18 protein-coding genes and 1 tRNA gene are annotated in these 21308 nt (G+C 60.4%); 15 read left to right on the top strand and 4 right to left on the bottom strand.

Annotated elements, in window-relative coordinates; translation table 11 throughout:
• Positions 1-353: 353 nt before the first annotated feature.
• The 3 genes from ET418_RS17460 to ET418_RS17450 are packed head-to-tail and all read left to right on the top strand — an operon-like array spanning position 354 to position 5328.
• Positions 354-1427 (top strand): HlyD family secretion protein, encoded by a 1074-nt coding sequence (locus ET418_RS17460; protein ID WP_149309830.1) that lies wholly within the window; start codon positions 354-356, stop codon positions 1425-1427.
• Positions 1424-4204, top strand: a complete 2781-nt coding sequence (gene rbbA, locus ET418_RS17455; RefSeq protein ID WP_149309828.1) for a ribosome-associated ATPase/putative transporter RbbA — start codon at positions 1424-1426, stop codon at positions 4202-4204. Before ET418_RS17460 ends, rbbA begins: the two co-directional genes overlap by 4 nt.
• A gap of 2 nt (positions 4205-4206) precedes the next feature.
• On the top strand, positions 4207-5328 hold the full coding sequence (locus tag ET418_RS17450; protein WP_149309826.1) for an ABC transporter permease: 1122 nt from the start codon (positions 4207-4209) through the stop codon (positions 5326-5328).
• 120 nt (positions 5329-5448) lie between these two features.
• On the opposite strand, the gene hpnH is transcribed toward ET418_RS17450, so the two are convergent.
• From hpnH to shc, 4 genes are all read right to left on the bottom strand, one after another.
• Positions 5449-6447, bottom strand: coding sequence for an adenosyl-hopene transferase HpnH (hpnH, locus tag ET418_RS17445; protein WP_149309824.1), 999 nt, complete (start codon positions 6445-6447; stop codon positions 5449-5451).
• A 72-nt stretch (positions 6448-6519) separates the two neighbouring features.
• Entirely contained in the window at positions 6520-8394 is a 1875-nt protein-coding gene (gene dxs / locus ET418_RS17440) for a 1-deoxy-D-xylulose-5-phosphate synthase (protein ID WP_149309822.1), read from the bottom strand.
• Between the two features lie 43 nt (positions 8395-8437).
• Entirely contained in the window at positions 8438-9430 is a 993-nt protein-coding gene (gene hpnA, locus ET418_RS17435; protein WP_149309820.1) for a hopanoid-associated sugar epimerase, read from the bottom strand.
• 144 nt (positions 9431-9574) lie between these two features.
• Positions 9575-11632, bottom strand: coding sequence for a squalene--hopene cyclase (gene shc, locus ET418_RS17430; protein ID WP_149309818.1), 2058 nt, complete (start codon positions 11630-11632; stop codon positions 9575-9577).
• 246 nt (positions 11633-11878) lie between these two features.
• On the opposite strand from shc, the gene yhbY reads away from it, so the two are divergent.
• The 12 genes from yhbY to ET418_RS17370 all read left to right on the top strand — a co-directional run bounded on the left by yhbY (position 11879) and on the right by ET418_RS17370 (position 21295).
• The gene (gene yhbY / locus ET418_RS17425; protein WP_149309816.1) at positions 11879-12199 is read left to right on the top strand and encodes a ribosome assembly RNA-binding protein YhbY; all 321 of its coding nucleotides are present in this window, start codon (positions 11879-11881) and stop codon (positions 12197-12199) included.
• Entirely contained in the window at positions 12196-12861 is a 666-nt protein-coding gene (locus tag ET418_RS17420) for an HAD family hydrolase (protein ID WP_149309814.1), read from the top strand. Before yhbY ends, ET418_RS17420 begins: the two co-directional genes overlap by 4 nt.
• 116 nt (positions 12862-12977) lie before the next feature.
• Positions 12978-14717 (top strand): aldehyde ferredoxin oxidoreductase family protein, encoded by a 1740-nt coding sequence (locus tag ET418_RS17415; protein ID WP_149309812.1) that lies wholly within the window; start codon positions 12978-12980, stop codon positions 14715-14717.
• 41 nt (positions 14718-14758) lie between these two features.
• Positions 14759-15136, top strand: a complete 378-nt coding sequence (locus ET418_RS17410) for a YraN family protein (RefSeq protein ID WP_149309845.1) — start codon at positions 14759-14761, stop codon at positions 15134-15136.
• A 13-nt stretch (positions 15137-15149) separates the two neighbouring features.
• Positions 15150-15998: a nitrilase-related carbon-nitrogen hydrolase gene (locus ET418_RS17405; protein ID WP_149309810.1), complete on the top strand. Its 849-nt coding sequence runs from the start codon at positions 15150-15152 to the stop codon at positions 15996-15998.
• Positions 15998-16819, top strand: coding sequence for an NAD+ synthase (locus tag ET418_RS17400; RefSeq protein WP_149309808.1), 822 nt, complete (start codon positions 15998-16000; stop codon positions 16817-16819). Before ET418_RS17405 ends, ET418_RS17400 begins: the two co-directional genes overlap by 1 nt.
• Positions 16820-17020: 201 nt before the next feature.
• Complete coding sequence (locus ET418_RS17395) at positions 17021-17377, top strand: translation initiation factor Sui1 (RefSeq protein WP_149309807.1); 357 nt, start codon at positions 17021-17023, stop codon at positions 17375-17377.
• Between the two features lie 96 nt (positions 17378-17473).
• Positions 17474-17558: transfer RNA gene (locus ET418_RS17390), tRNA-Leu, on the top strand.
• A gap of 64 nt (positions 17559-17622) precedes the next feature.
• On the top strand, positions 17623-18939 hold the full coding sequence (tig, locus tag ET418_RS17385) for a trigger factor (RefSeq protein ID WP_149309805.1): 1317 nt from the start codon (positions 17623-17625) through the stop codon (positions 18937-18939).
• A 9-nt stretch (positions 18940-18948) separates the two neighbouring features.
• Positions 18949-19548, top strand: a complete 600-nt coding sequence (gene clpP / locus ET418_RS17380; RefSeq protein WP_149309803.1) for an ATP-dependent Clp endopeptidase proteolytic subunit ClpP — start codon at positions 18949-18951, stop codon at positions 19546-19548.
• The gene (gene clpX, locus ET418_RS17375) at positions 19545-20801 is read left to right on the top strand and encodes an ATP-dependent Clp protease ATP-binding subunit ClpX (RefSeq protein ID WP_149309801.1); all 1257 of its coding nucleotides are present in this window, start codon (positions 19545-19547) and stop codon (positions 20799-20801) included. Before clpP ends, clpX begins: the two co-directional genes overlap by 4 nt.
• Positions 20802-20986: 185 nt before the next feature.
• Entirely contained in the window at positions 20987-21295 is a 309-nt protein-coding gene (locus ET418_RS17370) for an HU family DNA-binding protein (RefSeq protein ID WP_188055682.1), read from the top strand.
• The last annotated feature ends 13 nt before the right edge of the window (positions 21296-21308 follow it).

Raw genomic sequence — 21308 nt, 5'->3', positions numbered from 1 at the left:
TATTTGGTCTTTTTCGATATCATGTCTAGTTGAACTATAGATAAAATAAATATACCCGGACGTCAAGGACTTTTTTATTTTATTTATACCCGATACGGGAAAAATGTCACGCCGATGCCAAAGGCTTCCCGGTCATCCCGTGCGGTTGGTTCACATGACTTTTCCGGGAGCCCCTCACCATTGCGCCAAGCCGAAACCCGGGAAAGTGATATAATTTTATCCGGGATGGCCATCTATGGGGCCATAGCGATTTTCATCACGGCGGCGGCATACTATCAGCCGGCACGGGACTGCCCCGTCAACCGCATCCACCTGCTTACCTGCTATACGTTCTGAGCCACCGGAGGGAGGCCATGAGCGAACAATGGAAGAAATGGTTGTTCAGAACCGCCGGCCTGTTGATCGTGGCGATCCTGGGCGCGGTCGGCTGGCAGAGGTTCGCCCATAACAGCAAGGACGACGGTCTGGCCAGCGGCAACGGCCGCATCGAGGCGGTGGAGATCGACGTTGCCGCCAAGTCGGCGGGTCGGGTGAAGGATATCCTGGTACGCGAAGGGGACCTGGTTGCCGCCGGACAGGTGGTAGCGATCATGGATACCCAGGTTCTGGATGCCCAACTCCGCCAGGCCAGGGCAGAATTGCAACAGGCCCAAAGCGCGGTCGCCACCGCACGCAGTCAACTGGCCCAGCGGGCAAGCGAAAAAACGGCGGCACGGGCGCTGGTGAGGCAACGCGAGGCCGAGTTGGACAGCGCACAAAAGCATTGGGACCGTTCGACCATCCTGGTCAAGGGAGGAGCGGTGTCGCAACAGACCGCCGATGACGACAACGCCCAACTCCAGAGCGCCGCAGCCGCCGTAAGTTCGGCCCACGCCCAGGTTGCCGCCGCCGAGGCAACCATCGTCACGGCCCGTGCCCAGATCGCCGGGGCCCGGTCGGCGGCCGATGCGGCCCAGGCGGCTGTGGAGCGCATCCTGGCGGACATCAGCGACTGTGCCCTCGCCTCCCCCCGGGACGGCCGGGTGCAGTACCGGGTCGCCCAACCCGGCGAGGTGGTCAGTGCCGGCGGCCGGGTCTTGAGTCTGGTGGACCTGAGCGATGTGTACATGACCTTTTTCCTCCCCACGGTCGCGGCGGGGCGGGTGGCGCTCGGCACCGAGGTGCGGCTCGTCCTCGACGCCGCCCCCCAGTACGTGATTCCGTCCCGGGTGTCGTTCGTGGCCGATGTGGCCCAATTCACCCCCAAAACCGTGGAGACGGCCAGCGAGAGGGAGAAGCTGATGTTCCGCATCCGGGCCCAGATCCCCGTGGACCTGCTCAAGAAACATATCACCCACGTCAAGACCGGGCTGCCCGGCATGGCCTATGTGCGCCTGAATCCCGCCGAACCGTGGCCGAGCCGCCTACAGGTACGGCTGCCCCAATGAGCGGGCACACCGCAACGACCGCCCCCGGCCCCTTCGAGCCCCCACCCGTGGCCCGGCTGAAGGAGGTCAACCTCCGCTACGGCAGAACCCGGGCCCTTGACGCGATCAACCTGGAGATCCCCCCCGGCCGCATGGTCGGCGTCATCGGGCCGGACGGAGTGGGCAAGTCGAGCCTGTTCTCCCTGATCGCCGGTTCCCGGGCCATCCAGTCCGGCCAGGTCGAGGTATTGGGCGGCAGCATGGCCGACCGGCGTCACCGCCGTGCCGTCTGCCCTCGAGTGGCTTACATGCCCCAAGGGCTGGGCAAGAACCTCTACCCGACCCTGTCGGTATTCGAGAATGTGGACTTTTTCGCCCGCCTGTTCGGCCATGACCGGCATGAACGTGAGCGCCGCATCGCCGAACTGCTGACCGCCACCGGGCTGGCCCCCTTCGCCGGCCGGCCCGCCGGCAAGTTCTCCGGAGGGATGAAGCAGAAGCTGGGCCTCTGTTGTGCCTTGATCCACGACCCTGACCTGTTGATCCTGGACGAGCCGACCACCGGCGTAGATCCGTTGTCGCGCCGGCAGTTCTGGGAGCTCATCGACCGCATCCGGGGCGACCGTGCCGGCATGAGCGTGCTGATCGCCACCGCCTACATGGAGGAGGCCGCGCGCTTCGACTGGCTGGTGGCCATGAATGCCGGGGGCATACTGGCGACCGGCACCCCCCGTGACCTCCTGGGGCAGACCGGCACCGCCTCCCTGGAGGAGGCGTTCATTGTCCTGCTCCCCGAGTCACAGCGGGAGGGCTACCAACCGGTCCACATCCCCCCCCGCGAAACCGACCCCAACGGGGAGGCGGCCATCGAGGCCCACGACCTGACCATGCGCTTCGGCGATTTCATTGCCGTGGACCACGTGACCTTCCGCATCGGGAAAGGCGAGATCTTCGGTTTCCTGGGGTCCAACGGCTGCGGCAAGACCACCACCATGAAGATGCTGACCGGCCTGCTGGCGGCCAGCGAAGGAGAGGCCCGGCTGTTTGGCCGCCCCGTGGACCCGCACGACCTGGACACCCGGCGCCGCGTCGGCTACATGTCCCAGTCCTTCTCCCTCTACAGCGAATTGACGGTCCGCCAGAACCTGGTGCTCCATGCGCGCCTGTTCGGGATGCCACGGGAGCGGATTCCGGGGCGGGTGCTGGAGATGGCGCAGCGTTTCGGCCTGAATGAGGTCATGTGCAGTCTCCCGGACGCGCTGCCCCTGGGGCAGCGCCAGCGCCTGTCATTGGCGGTGGCCATGATCCACGGCCCGGAGATGCTGATCCTGGACGAACCGACCTCCGGGGTGGACCCGGTGGCACGGGATGGCTTCTGGCAGATCATGATCGATCTGGCGCGCCGGGACAAGGTGACCATCTTCATCTCAACCCACTTCATGAACGAGGCCGAACGCTGTGACCGGATCTCGCTGATGCACGCGGGCCGGGTACTGGCCAGCGCTGCCCCGGCGGCGCTGATCGCGGCCCGCGGGGCCGCCACCCTGGAGGAGGCGTTCATCAGCCATCTGGAGGAGGCGGCCGGCACAGCGGGGAGCGATCCCGCGGTTTCGGAGCCTACCGCCTCCCCTCTCCGCCACGAACCGCACGCGGTCGGCTCCGGGGCAGGCTCAGGCCTCTTCAGCCTGCGGCGCCTGTTCAGCTACACCCGCCGGGAGACCCTGGAACTGCGCCGCGACCCGATCCGCCTGACCCTTGCCATGGTGGGGAGCGCCATCCTGATGTTCGTCATGGGGTACGGCATTACCCTGGATGTGGAGAACCTCTCCTTTGCGGCCCTCGACCGCGACCAGACCGCCATCAGTCGCGACTATCTGCTCAATCTCGCCGGGTCCCGCTACTTCAGCGTTCGCCCCCCCATCAAGGACTACGCCGACCTGGACCGGCGCATGCGCGCCGGGGAGATCACCCTGGCGATCGAGATTCCGCCCGGGTTTGCCCGCGACCTGCGCCGCGGCACCCGGGTCAGCGTGGGGGCCTGGATCGACGGTGCCATGCCCGCGCGGGCCGAAACGGTGCGCGGCTATGTGCAGGGGATGCACGCCCACTGGCTGGCAACCCTGGCGCGGCAAACCGTTGGCGAGGTGGCGGAGGCGGCAAGCATCGAGACCCGCTTTCGCTATAACCCTGATGTCAAGAGCCTGGTGGCCATGGTGCCGGCGGTGATCCCGCTGCTCCTGATGCTGATCCCCGCCATGCTGACCGCGCTGTCGGTGGTGCGGGAGAAGGAGTTGGGGTCCATCGTCAACCTGTACGTCACCCCGGTCACCCGGTTGGAGTTCCTGGTGGGCAAGCAGATTCCCTACGTCGCCCTGGCCATGCTTAATTTTCTGTTGCTGGTCGGCCTGGCGGTAGTCCTGTTCGGGGTACCGGTCAAAGGGAGTTTCATGGCCCTGGCGGTGGCGGCGCTGCTGTACGTGATCGCGGCCACCTCCTTCGGGCTGGTGGTCTCGGCCTTCATGCGCAGTCAGACCGCCGCCCTGTTCGGTACGGCGGTACTGACCATCCTGCCGGCGGTCCAGTTCTCGGGGATGATCGACCCGGTCTCCTCTCTGGAAGGGGCCGGCGCCTTGATCGGCAAGGCCTATCCGACCACCCATTTCCTGACCATCGCCCGGGGCACCTTTTCCAAAGGTCTCGGCTTCACCGACCTCCAAGCATCCTTTATCCCCCTGTTCCTCGCGGTCCCCCTGCTCATCTGCCTGGGGGCCGCCCTGCTCAAGAAACAGGAGCGCTGACCATGCGCGCCGCCAATATCCTGCACCTGGGCGTCAAGGAGCTACGCAGCCTGCTGCGCGACCCGATCATGGTGGTCCTGATCGTCTACAGTTTTACCTTCGCCATCTACACGGCGGCAACAGCCGCTCCCGAAACCCTGCACAAGGCCCCCATCGCCATCGTGGACGAGGACCGGTCCCAACTCTCCACCCGCATCGCCGACGCCTTCTTCCCGCCGCTCTTCATGCCGCCGGTGCTGATCTCTCAAACCGAGATGGATGCCCGCATGGATGCAGGCCTCGACACCTTCGCCCTCAACATCCCTCCCGGTTTCCAACGCGACGTACTGGCCGGGCGTAGTCCCGTCATCCAGCTCAACGTCGATGCCACAAGGATGAGCCAGGCCTTCTCCGGCAGCGGCTACATCCAGGCCATGCTCAGCAGCGAGGTGAGCGCATTCCTGCAAGGATACCGGTCGAACACCACGCCGACGGTTGACCTTGCCCTGAGGGTGCGCTTCAATCCTCAGTTGAACAAATCCTGGTTCAGCGCCGTCATGGAGGTCATCAACAACATCACCATACTCTCCATCGTGCTCACCGGAGCGGCGCTGATTCGCGAACGGGAACACGGCACGGTGGAACACCTGTTGGTGATGCCGGTGACCCCATTCGAGATCATGACCAGCAAGGTGTGGGCCATGGCCCTAGTGGTACTGGCCGCATCGGCCTGCTCCCTGGCCATCGTCGTCCAGGGGGTTCTCTCGGTTCCCATCGAAGGTTCCATCGTCCTGTTCCTGGTCGGCACCGCCCTGCACCTGTTCGCCACCACATCGCTCGGCATCTTCCTCGGCACCATCGCACGCTCCATGCCCCAGCTCGGTCTGCTGCTGATGCTGGTGTTGTTGCCCATGGAAATCCTCTCGGGCAGCATGACGCCACGGGAAAGTATGCCGGAGTTTATCGGGGTCGCGATGCTGGCGGCGCCCAACACCCATTTTGTCATGCTCGCCCAGGCCATCCTGTACCGCGGTGCAGGCTTTGCAGTCGTCTGGCCGCAGTTCGTCTCCCTCGCCCTGATCGGGACGGCCCTGTTCGCCCTGTCTCTGGTGCGTTTTCGCAAAACCATAGGAACGATGGCATGAAATGCGGCACGCAAAAGCCCCTTTCCCGATTAAACGGGAAAGGGGCTTTTGCGTGCCGGCCCGACTCAAATGCTATGGTACTATGCGACAGGGCCAAATTCCATCGGAGCAGCAGTTACCTCAGGTAAAATTCCAGATCATCATTTCGAGAATATCTTTAAAGCTCTTGCCGATCTCTCCGACAACCGTCGGCTCAAAGCCGCAATGCATCATGCACTGGGCGCACCGGGGGTCCTTGCCGACGCCGTACTTGCTCCAATCGGTTTTTTCCATCATCTCCCTGAAGGTCGGATAATGGGCATCGGTAATCAGGTAACAGGGGGCCTTCCAGCCGCGCGGGTTGCGGGTGGGATTGCCCCACGGGGTGCACTCCAGCTTCTTTTCTCCCTTGAGGAAACGGAGGTACATGGGGGTTGAGAAGAAGCGATGCTTCTTGCTCATCTCATAGACCTCGGCGAATTTCTTTTCGATATCACGCCGCTCCAGGAACAGTTTTTCCCCCACCGCCTCGTAGCCGAAACCGGGTGCCACCAGCAGGCCGTCCACCCCGATCTCCTCCAGGTGGGTAAAGAGCATCTCGATCTCCAGCAGGTTGGTTTCCTTGAAGATGGTCGTGTTGGTGCAGACACGGAACCCCAGCTTCTTGGCCTTTTTGATCCCTTCCATGGCTATCTTGAAAGCGCCCTTGCGCTCCAGGATACGGTCGTGGGTCTCCTCGAGGCCGTCCATGTGGACGTTGAGGGTGAAATTGGGATGGGGCTTCATGTTGTCCAGCGCCTTTTCCAAAAGGATGCCGTTGGTGCAGAGATAGATGTGCTTGCCCCGGTCGAGCACGCCACGGATCAGGTCATAGACGGGCGGATAGAGGAACGGCTCGCCGCCGGTGATGGTGACGACCGGCGCGGGGCATTCGTCCACCGATTTCAGACAATCCTCCAGGCTCATCATCTCCTGGATGGTGTCGGCGTATTCCCGGATGCGGCCGCAGCCGGAACAGGCCAGGTTACAGAGATGGGTCGGCTCAAGCATGAGGACGAGGGGGTATTTTTCCACCTTGTTGAGCTTGTTGCTGACGATATACTTGGTCAGGTCGTAGTTGAGGCGCATCGGAAAACGCATTTTTTAATCCTTTCGATTTGTTACTACAAAAATCTGCCACAGAGACTGATGTGTACTCATGTTTCAGGTGCCCTACGATTTCACAAAACCTTCCACGGCAGCGGCAATCCCTTCGGCGTCGATGCCCAGATCCTTGCGCAGTTGGGCCTGACTGCCATGCTCCACATAGTGGTCCGGGATGCCGAGCCGCTTGATTTTAACATCCTGCCGGCCATTATCAAAGAGCAACTCCAATACGGCGCTGCCGAAGCCGCCTTGCAGAGCGTTCTCTTCGACGGTGACGATGCGGCCGGTCTGTCCGGCGGCTGACAGGATCAGGTTCGCATCCAGCGGTTTGACGAAGCGGGCGTTGATCACGCCTGCCGATATGCCCCGACCCTTCAGGGCCTCGGCGGCCTGCAGGGCCGGATAGACGGTGGAGCCGATGGCGACGATGCATACGTCGTTCCCTTCCACAAGCAGTTCCCCCTTGCCGATCTCCAGGGATTTCAGCTCGCTGTCCATCTCCACGCCGTAACCCGCCCCGCGCGGATAGCGCATGGCCATGGGCGCGCCGGAGTAGACGGCGGTCTTGAGCATATGACGCAACTCGTTCTCGTCCTTAGGGGCCATGAGCGTCATGCCGGGCAGATGGCGCAGATAGGAGAGGTCGAAGACGCCGTGGTGGGTCGGGCCGTCGTCGCCCACCAGACCGGCGCGATCCATGGCAATGGTCACCGGCAGATTTTGCAGGCAGATGTCGTGAAAAACCTGGTCGTAGGCACGCTGCACGAAGGTTGAATAGATGGCGGTCACCGGACGGAAACCGTCGGCGGCAAGGCCGGCGGCAAAGGCCATGCCGTGCTGTTCGGCGATCCCCACATCGAAGAACCGCTTTGGAAAACGCTCGGCGAAACGGTTGAGCCCGGTCCCGTCCGGCATGGCCGCCGTGATGGCCACGATCTTGGGATCCTGCTCGGCCAATTGCACGATGGTTTCGCCGAAGACGTCGGTGTACGACTTGCTGCCCGCCTTGGGGGCGCCTTTGCCGGTGGCCACGTCAAAAACGCCCACTCCATGGTACTTGGAGGGGGTTTCCTCAGCCGGCTTGTACCCTTTTCCCTTGGTGGTCATGACATGCACCAAGAGCGGGCCGTCCAGTTGGCTGATATTATTGAACACCTCGACCAGTTGCGGCAGATCGTGACCGTCCAGGGGGCCCAGATAGTCGAACCCCAGGGCTTCGAAGAGCGAACCGGGGGTGAGAAAGCCTTTCAGAGAGTTTTCCGCCCGCCGGGCAAAGTGGAGGATATCCGTGCCGATGGCGGGGATATTCCGCAGCAGACCCTGCATCTCTTTTTTCAGGTCGCGGAAGTACCGGCCGGTCATCTTGCGGGAGATGAACGACGAAAAGGCGCCCACATTCTTGGAAATCGACATCTCGTTGTCGTTCAGCACCACCACGAGATTTTTTTTGAGGTGCCCGGCCTGGTTGAGTGCTTCAAAGGCCATGCCGCCGGTCAGGGAACCGTCCCCGATAACGGCGATGGCATGATTTTTGGTGCCTTCCAGGTCACAGGCCACCGCCATGCCGAGACCGGCCGAGATGGAGGTGGACGAGTGCCCCACGCCAAAGGCGTCGTGCTCCGATTCACAGCGTTTGGGAAACCCGGAAAGCCCCTTGTACTGACGCTGGGTGGGGAAACGTTCACGCCGCCCGGTGAGAATCTTGTGGGTATAGGCCTGGTGCCCCACATCCCAGACGATTTTATCCTGGGGGGAGTCGAAGCAGTAGTGCAGGGCAATAGTCAACTCCACCGCCCCCAGATTCGAGCCCAGGTGGCCGCCGGTGGTCGAGACCGTTTCCAGCAGGAAACGGCGCACCTCCTCAGCCAGGGCCGGCAGCTGTTCGGGCTTGAGTTTTTTCAGATCAGCCGGAGAGTTTATCTTGTCGAGGTATGTGTACATGATCGTTTCTCCATCGAAAAATCACTGTGCAGGGCAGCGGCGGTTACTTGTTTTCCACATAACCGTTGCCCTTGAACCACGCTACGGCGCGTTGCAGCGCATCATTTACCGGTGTCTGGGGCAACCCCAGCTCCCGTACCGCCTTCGTTGAATCGAAAAACATGAACTTCGCCGCCATCTGCACACCCGCCAGAGGTATCAGCGGCTCTCTGCCGGTAATACGGGCAATGGCTTCGTTGACGTAGGCCGCCAGCAGGATCGGCGTGTAGGGCAGTCGCACCCGGGGTGCCGCCAGACCGGTGATCTCCTCCAGCAGACCAAAGATGTCACGCAGGGTCAGGTTGGCGTTGCCCAGGATGTACTTCTCACCCACACGCCCCTTCTGTTCCGCCAGGATGTGGCCACGGGCACAATCTTCGACGGCGATGATGTTGAGCCCCGTGTCCAGATAGGCCGGCATCTTGCGGTTGAGAAAATCGACGATGATCTTGCCCGTGGGGGTCGGCTTGATATCGAGGGGCCCGACCGGCGTTGATGGATTGACGATCACCAGGTGCAGGCCGCGGCTGACGAACCGCTCCGCCTCCCGTTCCGCCAGGAATTTGCTTTTTTTATAATGCCCCACCATGTCGGCCAGGGTCACCGGCGTATCTTCGGCGCCCGGTGTGCCGTTGCCGGGGTTTCCGAGCGTCCCCACGCTGCTGGTATAGACCACCCGCGCGAGGCCGTTTTCCAAGGCAGCCTCCAGTACGGCTTTCGTGCCTTCGACGTTGATGCGGTACATCTGCCGGGGGTCGCGGGTCCAGAGGCGGTAATCGGCGGCGGCGTGATAGAGCGTATCACATCCCTTCAATCCTTGCCGCAGGCTTTCGGGGTCCTGCAGGTCCCCTTGCCACAACTCGATGTCCAGCCCCGCCAGGTTGGAGGTATCCGACCCGGCCCTCACAAGGGCGCGCACCTCACGGCCGTCTTTCAGCAACTCCCTGGCAATGCTTGCGCCGATAAAACCGGTCGCGCCGGTGATAAATGTCTTCATAGCCACTCATTTTCCACTGATGCCGTGTCGAAACAGCCCGTTACAGCAGCTTACGGCCGCCTCTTCATAAATGGGGAAAGCCCCGGAATATGGCAAACTCGGGGCTTCCCAGCGAAACGAAATGTCATTGCCGCCTGGGCGGCGCTATTTTTTCTCTCCGCTTTCTGCGAGCAGGCGACGGTACTTGCCCAGCGCTGTCAGCGGGAAACAGTTGCGGTAGATGTGGTACTTGATCATGAAAAACTTGGGAAACCCGGTGCCGGTGAAGGCATCCTCATCCCAGGTTCCGTCCTGTTTTTGGCTGTTCAGCAGGTAGTCGATGCCGCGGGCCACGGTCTTGGACTGCACCTCGCCGGCCGCCATGAGCGCCAGCAGCGCCCACCCGGTCTGAGAGGGGGTGCTCGGCCCGCTGCCCATCAACGAGCGGTCGAAGTAGGACTCACAGACCTCTCCCCAACCGCCGTCCATATTCTGCTTGGATTTAAACCAGTTGACCGCCTTTTTGACGTAAGGCTGGGACATGTCCTCGCCGATGGCCTGCAATCCGCACAAGACCGACCAGGTGCCGTAGATATAGTTGACCCCCCAACGGCCCCACCACGGGCCTTCCGGTTCCTGTTCCTTCTGCAGGAATTCAAGGGCATGCTCGGCCGCCGGATGGCTTTTGGAATAATTGAAGTTACCCATCAACTCCAGCATGCGGCCGGTCAGGTCGGCCGTCGGCGGATCGATCAGGGCTTCCAGGTCGGCAAAGGGGAGCTTGTTCAACAGGTATTTGGTATTGTCCTTGTCGAAAGCGCCCCAGCCGCCGTTTTGGCTCTGCATCCCCATGCACCAGGAGATACCGCGTTTGATGGCCTGTTCCTTGTGTTTGCGATCCCGTACCTTGATATCCTTGATGGACAACATGACGAAACCGGAGTCGTCCACATCGGGGTACCAGTCGTTGAGGAACTCGAAGGCCCATCCGCCCGGCTCCAGTTCCGGAGCCTTGATCTGCCAGTCCCCTTTGCGACGCACCTCCAGGTCCAGCAGCCATTGGGCCGCTTTGACCAGCGCCGGATGGTCGGCAGGGACCCCGGCCTCCTGCATGGCGACGAGCGCCAGGGCTGTGTCCCATACCGGCGATATGCACGATTGCAACACTAAGCCTTCTTCATCCTCGATACAGAAATTGGCCAGCGCCTCCAGCCCCTTGACAACGGCGGGATGGTCGTTTGCATAGCCGAGACAATGCAGGGCCAGGATCGAGTTGAGCATGGCCGGCTGGATGCCGCCCCAATCGCCGGTCGGCTCCTGGTGGTCAAGTATCCACTGTTCGGCAACGGACGTGGCCTTCTTCTTGAACGGCCGGATGGGACTGGACTCGTACACCTTGCACAGGTGGTCCACACCGATGAAGAAGTTTTTCCAGGTGAGGATGCCGTCTTCCTTGGTAAAGGTATAGTCGGTCGGCCGCAGCGGGCGGACGTAAAGCTCCTTCACCCGCGCCCAGGGAGGGAGCTTGCGCACCGGGCGTTCGGCCATCACCACCGAAAGCGGGATGATGGTCCCCCGGGCCCAGCTGGAGAGCTCATAGACGTTGAAATAGGCCCAGTTGGGCAAAAGCATCAGTTCAATCGGCATGGACGGGACGCCGAGCCAGGAGAACTCGCCGAACAGCGCCAGGAATATCTTGGTAAAAACGCGCGCCTTGATGATGCCGCCGTTGGCCAGAATGAATTCCCGCGCCTTGCGCATGGCCGGATGGTCCGCCGGGTAGCCTGCCAGCTTGAGGGCGAAATAGGCCTCGATAGTGGTCGAGAGGTCGCCGGGGCCGGTATGCCAGATGGCCCAATAGCCCTCCTCGGTCTGTTTGCTGAGGATGTAGCGGGCCATCTTCCGCTCGCGCACCTTGTCCACCATCCCGAGAAAATGGAACAGCATAACGTATTCCGACGTGATGGTGACGTTGGACTCCAGTTCAGCCCACCAATAGCCGTCCGGCAATTGCTCCCGGAAAAAGAAATCGCGGGTCCGCTCGATGGCCTTGTCAAGCGGACTTTTTGCGTCGCCCACCATCTTCTTCCAGATGGAAGGTGGCAGGTGGTGTACCTTGGCAACCGTTTTTTTAGGGGGATCGAGAGCTGGTGCAGTTGGTGCAGCCGTTTCCAAATTGAACGATGTCAGTGCCGTTGAAATCGGATATTTACTTGAATTCATTCACAAAGCTCCTGGTGATCGCAATAAAGGCAATGCCGAGGGCATTTGTCAGTTAAATTGTGCTTTAATATCACAGAAACCGAAAGATGTATATTTTTTTTCAAATTACCGATACACGACCGTGACACTCGCCCCTGATCTCCCGGCGGGAATACCGGCCCCAGATTGAAGTTTGCCAGCATCGGGGTGGTTATGTTATACACGATATATCAGCCATGAATTCGGCAAAAATGAAGGAGATTATGCATGTTGTCGGGAAAACAAAAACGCCACCTGCGCGCCCTCGGGCACAGCCTCAAGCCGGTCATCCACATCGGCAAAAAAGAGATCGAAGAGGCATTGATCAAGGAGGCCAATGCCGCTTTGGACTGCCATGAACTGATCAAGGTCAAACTGCTGGAAAGTTGCCTGCTGGACAAGAACGAGGCTGCCGAAACCCTGGCCGGGTCATGCAATGCCGACATTGCCCAGATATTGGGCAAGACGTTCCTGCTCTACCGCCCGGCGACGCCACCGGTAATCGTCCTGCCGAGTACGGAAAAACCTGCCAAGGCCAAAAAGGCATGACCGTACGCGCTGCCCTCTTTGACCTGGACGGCACCCTGGTGGATTCGCTGGGCGACATAACCGATGCCGTCAACCATATGCTGGCCGGCTTCAGCCGTCCCTCCCTGGCGGCCCCCTCGGTACGCAAACTGGTGGGCAAAGGAGCCCGGAATCTGGTCCGACGGGCACTCGGCGCCGAATCCCAGGACGATATTACGCGGGCGCTCGATCTGTTCGTAGCCTACAATAGCAGCCATATCGCGGATAAAAGCGCGCTCTATCCCGGCGTTCGGGAGGCGCTGCACCAACTGGCCGAAAGCGGTATCCGCATGGCGGTCATTTCCAACAAGCACGAGGCCCTCTGCCGTCTGGTCATGGAGACGCTCGGCATCGCCCGGCAGTTTGAAATCATCTGCGGCGGGGATACCTTCGCCGAGATGAAACCCTCCCCCCTCCCCCTGCTGCGGGTGGTGGAGCGCCTCGGCGTCGCCCCCCATGAAGCGGTCATGATAGGGGACAGTATCAACGACGTACAAGCCGGCCACCAGGCCGGCGTCACCACCATCGGCTGTGTCTGGGGTTACGGTGGGGCGGAAGAGCTGACAGAAGCCGACCATCGCGCCGCCTCACTCATGGATGTGGCAACCATCCTGTTGAAAGAAACCAAGGTTGTTCAAAAATAGTCAGATCGTCGCACCCGCAGAATGCCCTGAGGAGGCGTAGCAGCGCTACGCCGCACGAAAGGACATTCGAGGACGGCGGGGAGATGACTGTTTTTCAACAACCTACTTAGGAAACCATGAACGGTTGGACCGGAACCATACTCAGGGTCAACCTGAGCGCCGGAACGGCGCAGCGCGAGGCAATCCCCCCGCAATTATTGGAGGAGTACCTCGGGGGCCGCGGACTGGGGGTGCGCCTGATGCGCGACCGTTTTCGGCTTCCCCCGCTCGATCCGGCCATGCCGTTGATCTTTGCCGTCGGACCGCTGTGCGGCACCCCTGCCCCGACAGCCGCGCGGCTCTCGGTGATCTCCCGGTCCCCCTTGACCGGCACCATCTACGATTGCTCCGTAGGCGGCCGTTTCGCCTGGCATCTGAAAGCGGCCGGACTGGACGCCCTTATTGTGACCGGCAGGAGCCCTGAGCCGGCCGTTCTGGCAATCCGGTCCAGTGGGGTTGCAATCCTGCCGGCCGGCCAGCTATGGGGCAGGGATATCCCTGCAACGGTGGACGCCCTGAAAGAACAGGGTAGTGTGGCGGCAATCGGTCCGGCCGGCGAAAACGGCGTCCCCTTTGCCAGCATCGTGATGGAGGGGGGGAGTTCGGCCGACCGGGGCGGTCTGGGCGCCGTAATGGGGGCAAAAAACCTCAAGGCGGTGATTGTCAACGGCGACCGCGTGACGACGAGTGCCGATCCCGTCCTGCTGGACAAGGCCCGCCGCGATGTGCTGCGACTCTTCAACGCCTCTCCGGTGATTTTCGGCCCCCTGGGGATCGCCGAGTTCGGCACGCCGGTGCTGGTGGACCTCATGGCCCAGCGTCGTATGACCCCCACCGGGAACTTCCGCACGACCTTCTTCGAGCGCTCGGCCGCCTACTCCGGACCGGCGATCAGGGAGGCCTTCGCCCCCAGGAAGAACGGTTGTTACGACTGCCCGATCCAGTGCCTAAAAACGACGGCACAGGGCGTCCCCCTGCCGGAATACGAGACCGCTTCCCACTTCGGAGCTCTCCTCAGGGTTGACGACCTGCAGGCCATCGTTGCGGCGAACCAAGCCTGCAACGACCTGGGTTTGGACGGAATCTCGGCGGCCGCCACCATTGCTGCATGGGGCGAGATCAAGGGGGAATTCCCCACGGCAGGACAGATCCCCGCCTTGTTGGAGGATATGGCCCTGCGCCGCGGCGAGGGCGAGCTTTTGGCGCTTGGTTCGCGCCGCCTTGCGGAGCGGATGGGCAGGCCGGAACTTTCCATGAGTGTCAAATCTCTGGAACTGCCGGCCTACGATCCACGGGGGGCCTACGGCATGGCGCTGGCGTACTGCACCAGTACCCGCGGCGGCTGCCACCTGCAGGCTTATCCCATCTCCCATGAAATCCTGCGCAAACCGGTGCCCACCGACCGCTTTTCGTTTTCCGGCAAGGCCCGTATCATCACCATTGCCGAGGATACCAACGCCGCCATGGACTCCCTGGCGGCCTGCAAGTTCGCTCTCTTCGGCGCCAGCCTGGAGGAGTACGCCGAACTGCTGACCGCCGCCACCGGCATCGGATATTCCCCCCAGCGGCTGCGGGAGATCGGCCGCCGTATCTGCCTGACCGAGCGTTTCTACAACTGCGCCAACGGCTTCTCCCGCAAGGACGATCGCCTGCCGGAGCGTTTTTTCAACGAGCCGGGGACGAGCGGCGACGGCATTCATATCCCCCCCATCGACCGGCGCCGTTTTGCAGAGGAGTTGGACAAATACTACCGCATCAGGGGATTGAATGCCGACGGCTGTTTCGATGATGCCGGCTTCCTGGAAAAACTGCCGTGAAATGGTTCGGCAAAGCCCCCTCCCCCGGGCCCACCGGGCCTCTGCCCACGGACAACAGGGGTATCGGCGATCTGGGGGAGGCTCTGGCCGCCGCATTCCTCGAAGGTCACAACTACCGCATCCTGGAACGCAACTACCGCTGCAAGGGGGGCGAGGTGGATATCGTGGCCCGGGACCCGCGGGACAAAAGTCTGGTCTTCGTGGAGGTCAAGACCCGCCGCGACCTTTCCTACGGCGTGCCCCAACTGGCGGTGACCCCGTTCAAACAACGCCAGATATCCAAGGCCGCCCTGACCTGGCTGGCCCGGAATCGGCAACAGGACGCCAATGCCCGCTTTGACGTGATCGCCATCCTTCTGGCGGAGAGCGGCCCCCACAAGATCGAGCACATCGAGAATGCATTTGAGTTGGCATATTGAAGAGGAGGTTTGCATGGATTTCACCGCCGTACTGGCCCAGATAAAACCGAAGCTCGGTTGCGTCGCCGATAACCTGGCGCTCATCGAGGAGCGCATCGAACAGGCGAAAGCGGCCAAGGCCGACCTGGTGATCTTCCCCGAATTGGCCCTGACCGGCTATTTTCTCAAGGATCTGGTGCCGGAGGTGGCCCGGCGGCTGGATTCACCCGAGATCGCCCGGCTGCTGGAACTCTCCCGCGGTATCTCCATTGCCGTGGGCTTCGTGGAAGCCACTGATGACTATAGATTCTTCAACTCGGCCCTCTACCTGGAAGACGGGGTGATCAAGCACCTCCATCGCAAGGTCTACCTCCCCACCTACGGCCTGTTCGACGAGCAGCGCTACCTGGCCCGAGGGGAACGTTTCCGAGCCTTCGACACCAAGTTCGGCCGCATGGGCCTCCTGATCTGCGAGGATATGTGGCACCTTTCAAGCTCCTACATCCTGGCCATGGACGGGGCTGCCACGCTGCTCTGCCTCTCCAGCAGCCCCGGCCGCGGCGTGGAGGGAGAGTCTCTCGCTTCGGCCGCGTCCTGGCAGAAGTTGACCGCCACCACGGCACTGTTCCTCAACTGCCGGGTGTTATACTGCAACCGGGTGGGGTACGAAGACGGCGTCAATTTCTGGGGCGGCTCGGAATATATCGCTCCGTCGGGCGAGTCGATCATACGGGCCCGCCTGCTGGAAGAAGACAGCGTCAGCGCACGGCTGGAGGAAGGCGCCCTGCGGCGGGAGCGGATTTTCTCTCCCATGCTGCGGGACGAGAACCTGTTCGTGACCCTGCAGGAACTCAGGCGCATCGAACGGGAAAGGGGGCTGTGATGGCGGGCCTGTCAGCCAATACGGAACTGTTGCGAAAAATCCTGGTCGGCTTCGTACAAGACGAGGTGCACAAGGTCGGGGTCAAAAAGGCCGTGCTGGGGTTGTCGGGGGGGATCGACTCGGCCCTGGTGGCGTTCATCGCCGCCGAGGCGCTGGGGGCCGAAAACGTCCACGCCATCTGCATGCCCTACAAGACCAGCAACCCCGAGAGCGAGGCCCATGCCCGCCTGGTGGCCCAGGCATGCGGCGTGGACTTCACCCTGGTACCGATCACCCCCATGGTGGACGCATATTTCGGGATGTTCCCGGATGCGAGTAATATGCGGCGTGGCAACAAGATGGCCCGCGAACGCATGACCATCCTCTTCGACCATTCCGCCCATTATTCCGCCCTGGTACTGGGAACCAGCAACAAAACAGAACTGTTGCTCGGCTACGGAACCCTCTACGGCGACATGGCCAGCGCCCTCAATCCCATCGGCGATCTCTACAAAACACAGATTTGGCAACTGTCCGAGGCCATGGGCGTACCGAACGAGGTGATCGAGAAAAAGCCCTCCGCCGACCTGTGGGCCGGCCAGACCGATGAGGAGGAGTTGGGCTTTTCCTACCGCCAGGTGGACGAACTGCTCTACCGCATGGTGGACCTGCGCCTGACCCGGGAGGAACTGATCAGCGCAGGCTTTGGTCCGGAGTTCATCGACACCATCTACAAGAAGGTCCAGAACTCCCACTTCAAGCGGCGCCTGCCGGTGATCGCCAAGGTATCCAACCGCACCATCGACCGGGATTTCAGGTACTCCCGGGATTGGGGCAAGTAATGGCTTTAGTGGGAATGGTGTTGGCGATTTATCGGCGACTTCTGATACAATGGGGGTAACGGGAGGTGTCGTTGTGATAATCATAACCTATCGTTACGCCGCCCATGAGGATATTGAGAACGGTCTCACGTGGATGCAGAGCTTCAGGACCGAGGTGCGGGCACGATGATGGCCATTTCCGGGAAGGACAGGGAAACACGAATGAAGCGAGGTGAGGAAACAACACTTGTCTACTCCAGCGAAACTGGTCGTGTAAGCCCCGGCGCCTCCAAGCCGCAGAGGGTGCAGCCGTCGAAGCAGGTACCGGCGCAGCCGGCCGACGGGACGGTCCGCCTACGCCGCGAGGTCAAGGGGCGCGGCGGGGGAACCGTTATCGTCATCACCGGCGTACCGCTCAAGGGAGAGGCGTTGAAGGAATTGGCCGGGGTGCTGAAAAAACGCTGCGGCTGCGGAGGCACGGTCAAGGATGGGGTCATCGAGATTCAGGGGGACCATCGCGACACTCTGCTCAAGGAATTGGAGTCGCGCGGATACCGGGTCAAACAGGCGGGAGGATGAGAATGCAATTAATTCCTTGACCGTAATGATTTTTTCAAATATTTTTTTATATTCGATTTATTTTGTCGAGCTTGAAAACGCAGGCGAGGCGCTCGTGCGAGAGTGGCGGAATTGGCAGACGCACCAGACTTAGGATCTGGCACCGAAAGGTATAGGAGTTCAAGTCTCCTCTCTCGCACCATGTAATAACCGCGCACGGCGTGGGCGGGCACGAAACAAATTTCAACCAGGAGAGGTTATCCGAAATGCAGGTTCACGTAGAAGAAATAAGCCCGGTCAAGAAGAGAGTCAATATCGAGGTTCCGGCCGAGCAGGTCGATGCCGAGATCGAGAAGGTCTATGCGGGCATCCAGAAAAAGGCCAAGCTCCAGGGTTTCCGTCCCGGCAAGGCCCCCATGCAACTCATCAAACGCACCTACAGCGATACCATGCGCGACGAGGTCATGCGCCGTATCTACGAGCAGACCCTCTTCAAGGCCTTGGGTGAGCACAAGATCGAGCCGGTTGATTCCCCGACCGTTGAAAGCGACATCCTCCAGCAGGGTGCACCGTTCAAGTTCAGCGCCTTGGTAGAGGTCCTGCCGGAAATACTCCTCACGGGGTATACGGGGCTGGCGGTCAAAAAGGAAACCTACGTCCCCAACCAGGACAGCATTGAAGCCGAACTCAAGCGGATGCAGGAGAATATGGCCCAGCTTGTGCCCATGAGCGACGATGCCGTCGTTGAAAACGGCGATGTCGTTACCGCCGACTACACCTTTTCAGTGGAAGGGTTTCCCAATGAAACCAGCACTGCCGAGGATGCCCAGATCGAGGTAGGCGCAAACCAGCTCATCCCCGGCTTCGAGGAAGGCTTGGTCGGCATGAAAAACGGCGAGACGAAGGAGATTCACGTCACCCTGCCCGAAGGCTACCGCCTTCCCGAGGCTGTCGGCAAAGAGGGTGTCTTCACGGTCACCCTGAAGGAAGGCAAGCACAAGGAGTTGCCCGAGCTTGACGACGAATTTGCCCGGCAGTTCGGGGAGTACGAAACCATAGAACAGCTGCGGGCCAAGATGGTCGAGTTCCGTGAAAAGCACGAGACCGATCGTATTCAGGGCGAGTTGAAGGATCGCATCGTCCAGGCATTGATTGACAAGAACCCGCTTGAGGTTCCCGATTCCCTGATCAAACGTCAACTCGACGCCATGCTGGAAAACCTCAAAAACCGCTTGCAGAGCCAGCACATGTCCATCGAGATGATGGGCCTGGACGACAACGGATTTCGCGAGCGTTTCCGCGATGCCGCGGCCGACAAGGTCCGGGGCGGGATGCTCCTCATGGCCCTGGTGACGAAGGAGAATATCGCGGTTGCCGATGAGGACCTGGCAAAGCGCTACGAACTGATCGCCGCCGGCAATCCGGATATGCTCGACCGCGTCAAGGAATATTACGAATCGAACCATAATGCCAAAAACTCCCTCTTCGCCGAGATCAAGGAAGACAAGGCCATCGATTTTCTGCTGAGCAGTGCTGTCATTACCGAAGTTGACGCCTCCGAGTTGAAGCAAGCCGAGGCGTAAGGAGAACCAATGTACATCCCGATAGTGGTTGAACAAAGCGGCCGTGGCGAGCGCTCGTACGATATCTATTCACGCCTCCTCAAGGAGAGGATCATCTTCCTGGGAGGAAGCATCGACGACCAGGTGGCCAACCTGGTAATCGCCCAGTTGCTTTTTCTGGAGGCCGAAGATCCGGACAAGGACATCCACCTCTATATCAACTCTCCCGGCGGCGTGGTAACGGCCGGCATGGCGATCTTCGACACCATGCGCTACATCAAGGCCCCGGTCTCCACCATCTGCGTCGGTCAGGCCGCGTCCATGGGCGCAGTCCTCCTGGCTGCAGGGGAAAAAGGAAAGCGTTACAGCCTGGTCCACTCACGGATCATGATCCATCAGCCGTTGGGAGGATTTCAGGGACAGGCCACCGACATCAACATCCACGCCAAAGAAATCCTGCGTATGAAGGACGAGTTGAACGGCCTCCTCGCGGAAATGACCGGGCAACCGCTTGAAAAATTGGAAGCCGATACCGAGCGTGATTTTTTCATGTCCGCCGAAGAAGCCAGGGAGTACGGCCTGATTGATTCGACGTTCATTAGGAAGCCTGATACGGGAGGTGCAGCATGAGCCGACGCGACACCAATCAGGAAAATCTTACCTGCTCTTTCTGCGGCAAAAGCCAGGAAGAGGTGAAAAAGCTGATTGCAGGACCAGCGGTGTATATCTGCGACGAATGCATCGAACTCTGCAACGACATCATTGCCGAAGAGATGAAGATGGAAGAGACCTTGGGGCCGGATATGAAAAAGCTCCCCAAGCCTCGAGAAATCAAGGAAATTCTCGACGAGTACGTCATCGGCCAGGACAAGGCCAAGAAAGTGCTCTCGGTCGCGGTGTACAACCACTACAAGCGCATCGAGTCGGGAAGCAAGCCGGGCGATGTGGAAATGCAGAAGAGCAACATACTCCTCCTGGGGCCCACCGGCTCGGGCAAGACGCTTTTGGCTCAAACCCTGGCCCGTATCCTGAAAGTGCCCTTTGCCATGGCCGATGCCACCAACCTGACCGAGGCCGGTTATGTCGGCGAGGACGTAGAGAACATCATCCTGAGCCTGCTCCAGGCAGCCGATTACGACGTGGAACGCGCCCAGAAGGGGATCGTCTATATCGATGAAATCGACAAGATCGCCCGCAAGACCGATTCCCCCTCCATCACCCGCGACGTGTCGGGCGAAGGGGTTCAGCAGGCCCTGCTCAAGATCATCGAGGGAACGGTCGCCAGTATCCCCCCCAAGGGAGGCCGTAAGCATCCCCAGCAGGAATTCATGAAGGTCGATACCACCAATATCCTCTTCATCTGCGGCGGCGCCTTTGCCGGCCTGGAGAGCGTCATCCAGCAGCGCATCGGCATGAAGAGCCTCGGGTTCGGTGCCGATGTCAAAAAGCGCGAAGAGAAGAAACTCGGGGAATTGCTCAACAACGTGACCCCCGAGGATCTGCTCAAATTCGGCTACATTCCCGAATTCATCGGCAGACTGCCCGTCCTGGCGCCGCTCACCGAACTGGATGAGGATGCCATGGTACAGATTCTGAAGGAACCCAAAAACGCCCTGGTAAAACAATACCAGAAGCTCTTCGACCTGGAGAGCGTCCGCCTGCGTTTCACTGACGGTTCTCTGGTTGCCATCGCCAAAGAGGCGCTCAAGAGAAACACCGGCGCCCGGGGTTTGCGTTCCATTCTTGAAAACTCCATGCTGGAGATCATGTATGAGATCCCCTCGCAGCAGAACGTCAAAGAGGTGGTTATCAGCGAGGATGTCATCTATCGCAAGGAAAAACCGATCGTCGTTTATGAGCAGCAGGTCAATGACGCTGCCTAGCCCCTCGGCCCCTGCTAATTATTTTTAGTAATTACGACATGTTGCATATGGCTCGACAGGTGAAAGCGTTATTTTATCGTGCTTTACGGCATAAAAGATGCCCCAAGAGCCCTTAAAATGGAGCTTTGCGCGAAAATTTCCTTGACAGTCTTCGCGGGAATCTGATAAACACTGACTCGCTTTGTATTCCCACAACAAACAGGAGGTGTAACGTGACAAAATCTGAATTGATTAGCGCAGTAGCTGAGAAGGCTGGGCTTAAAAAGGTTGAAGCTGAAAAAGCCGTTGCTGCTTTCATCACCACCGTAACTGGCGCCCTCAAAAAAGGCGACAAGTTGAGCTTGGTGGGTTTTGGCACATTCTCCACCGCAAAAAGGGCTGCCCGCAAAGGTCAGAATCCCCAGACCGGCAAGAAGATCAATATTCCGGCCGCCGTCGTACCCAAGTTCAAACCGGGTAAGACCCTCAAGGAAGCCGTTAACAGCAAGAAGTAATTTCGTACTGCAG

The sequence above is a fragment of the Oryzomonas rubra genome, from assembly GCF_008369015.1.
GTDB classification, from domain to species: domain Bacteria; phylum Desulfobacterota; class Desulfuromonadia; order Geobacterales; family Pseudopelobacteraceae; genus Oryzomonas; species Oryzomonas japonica.
Note: the sequence above shows the minus strand (reverse complement) of the source record. Positions and strands in the feature narration are given on the sequence as shown.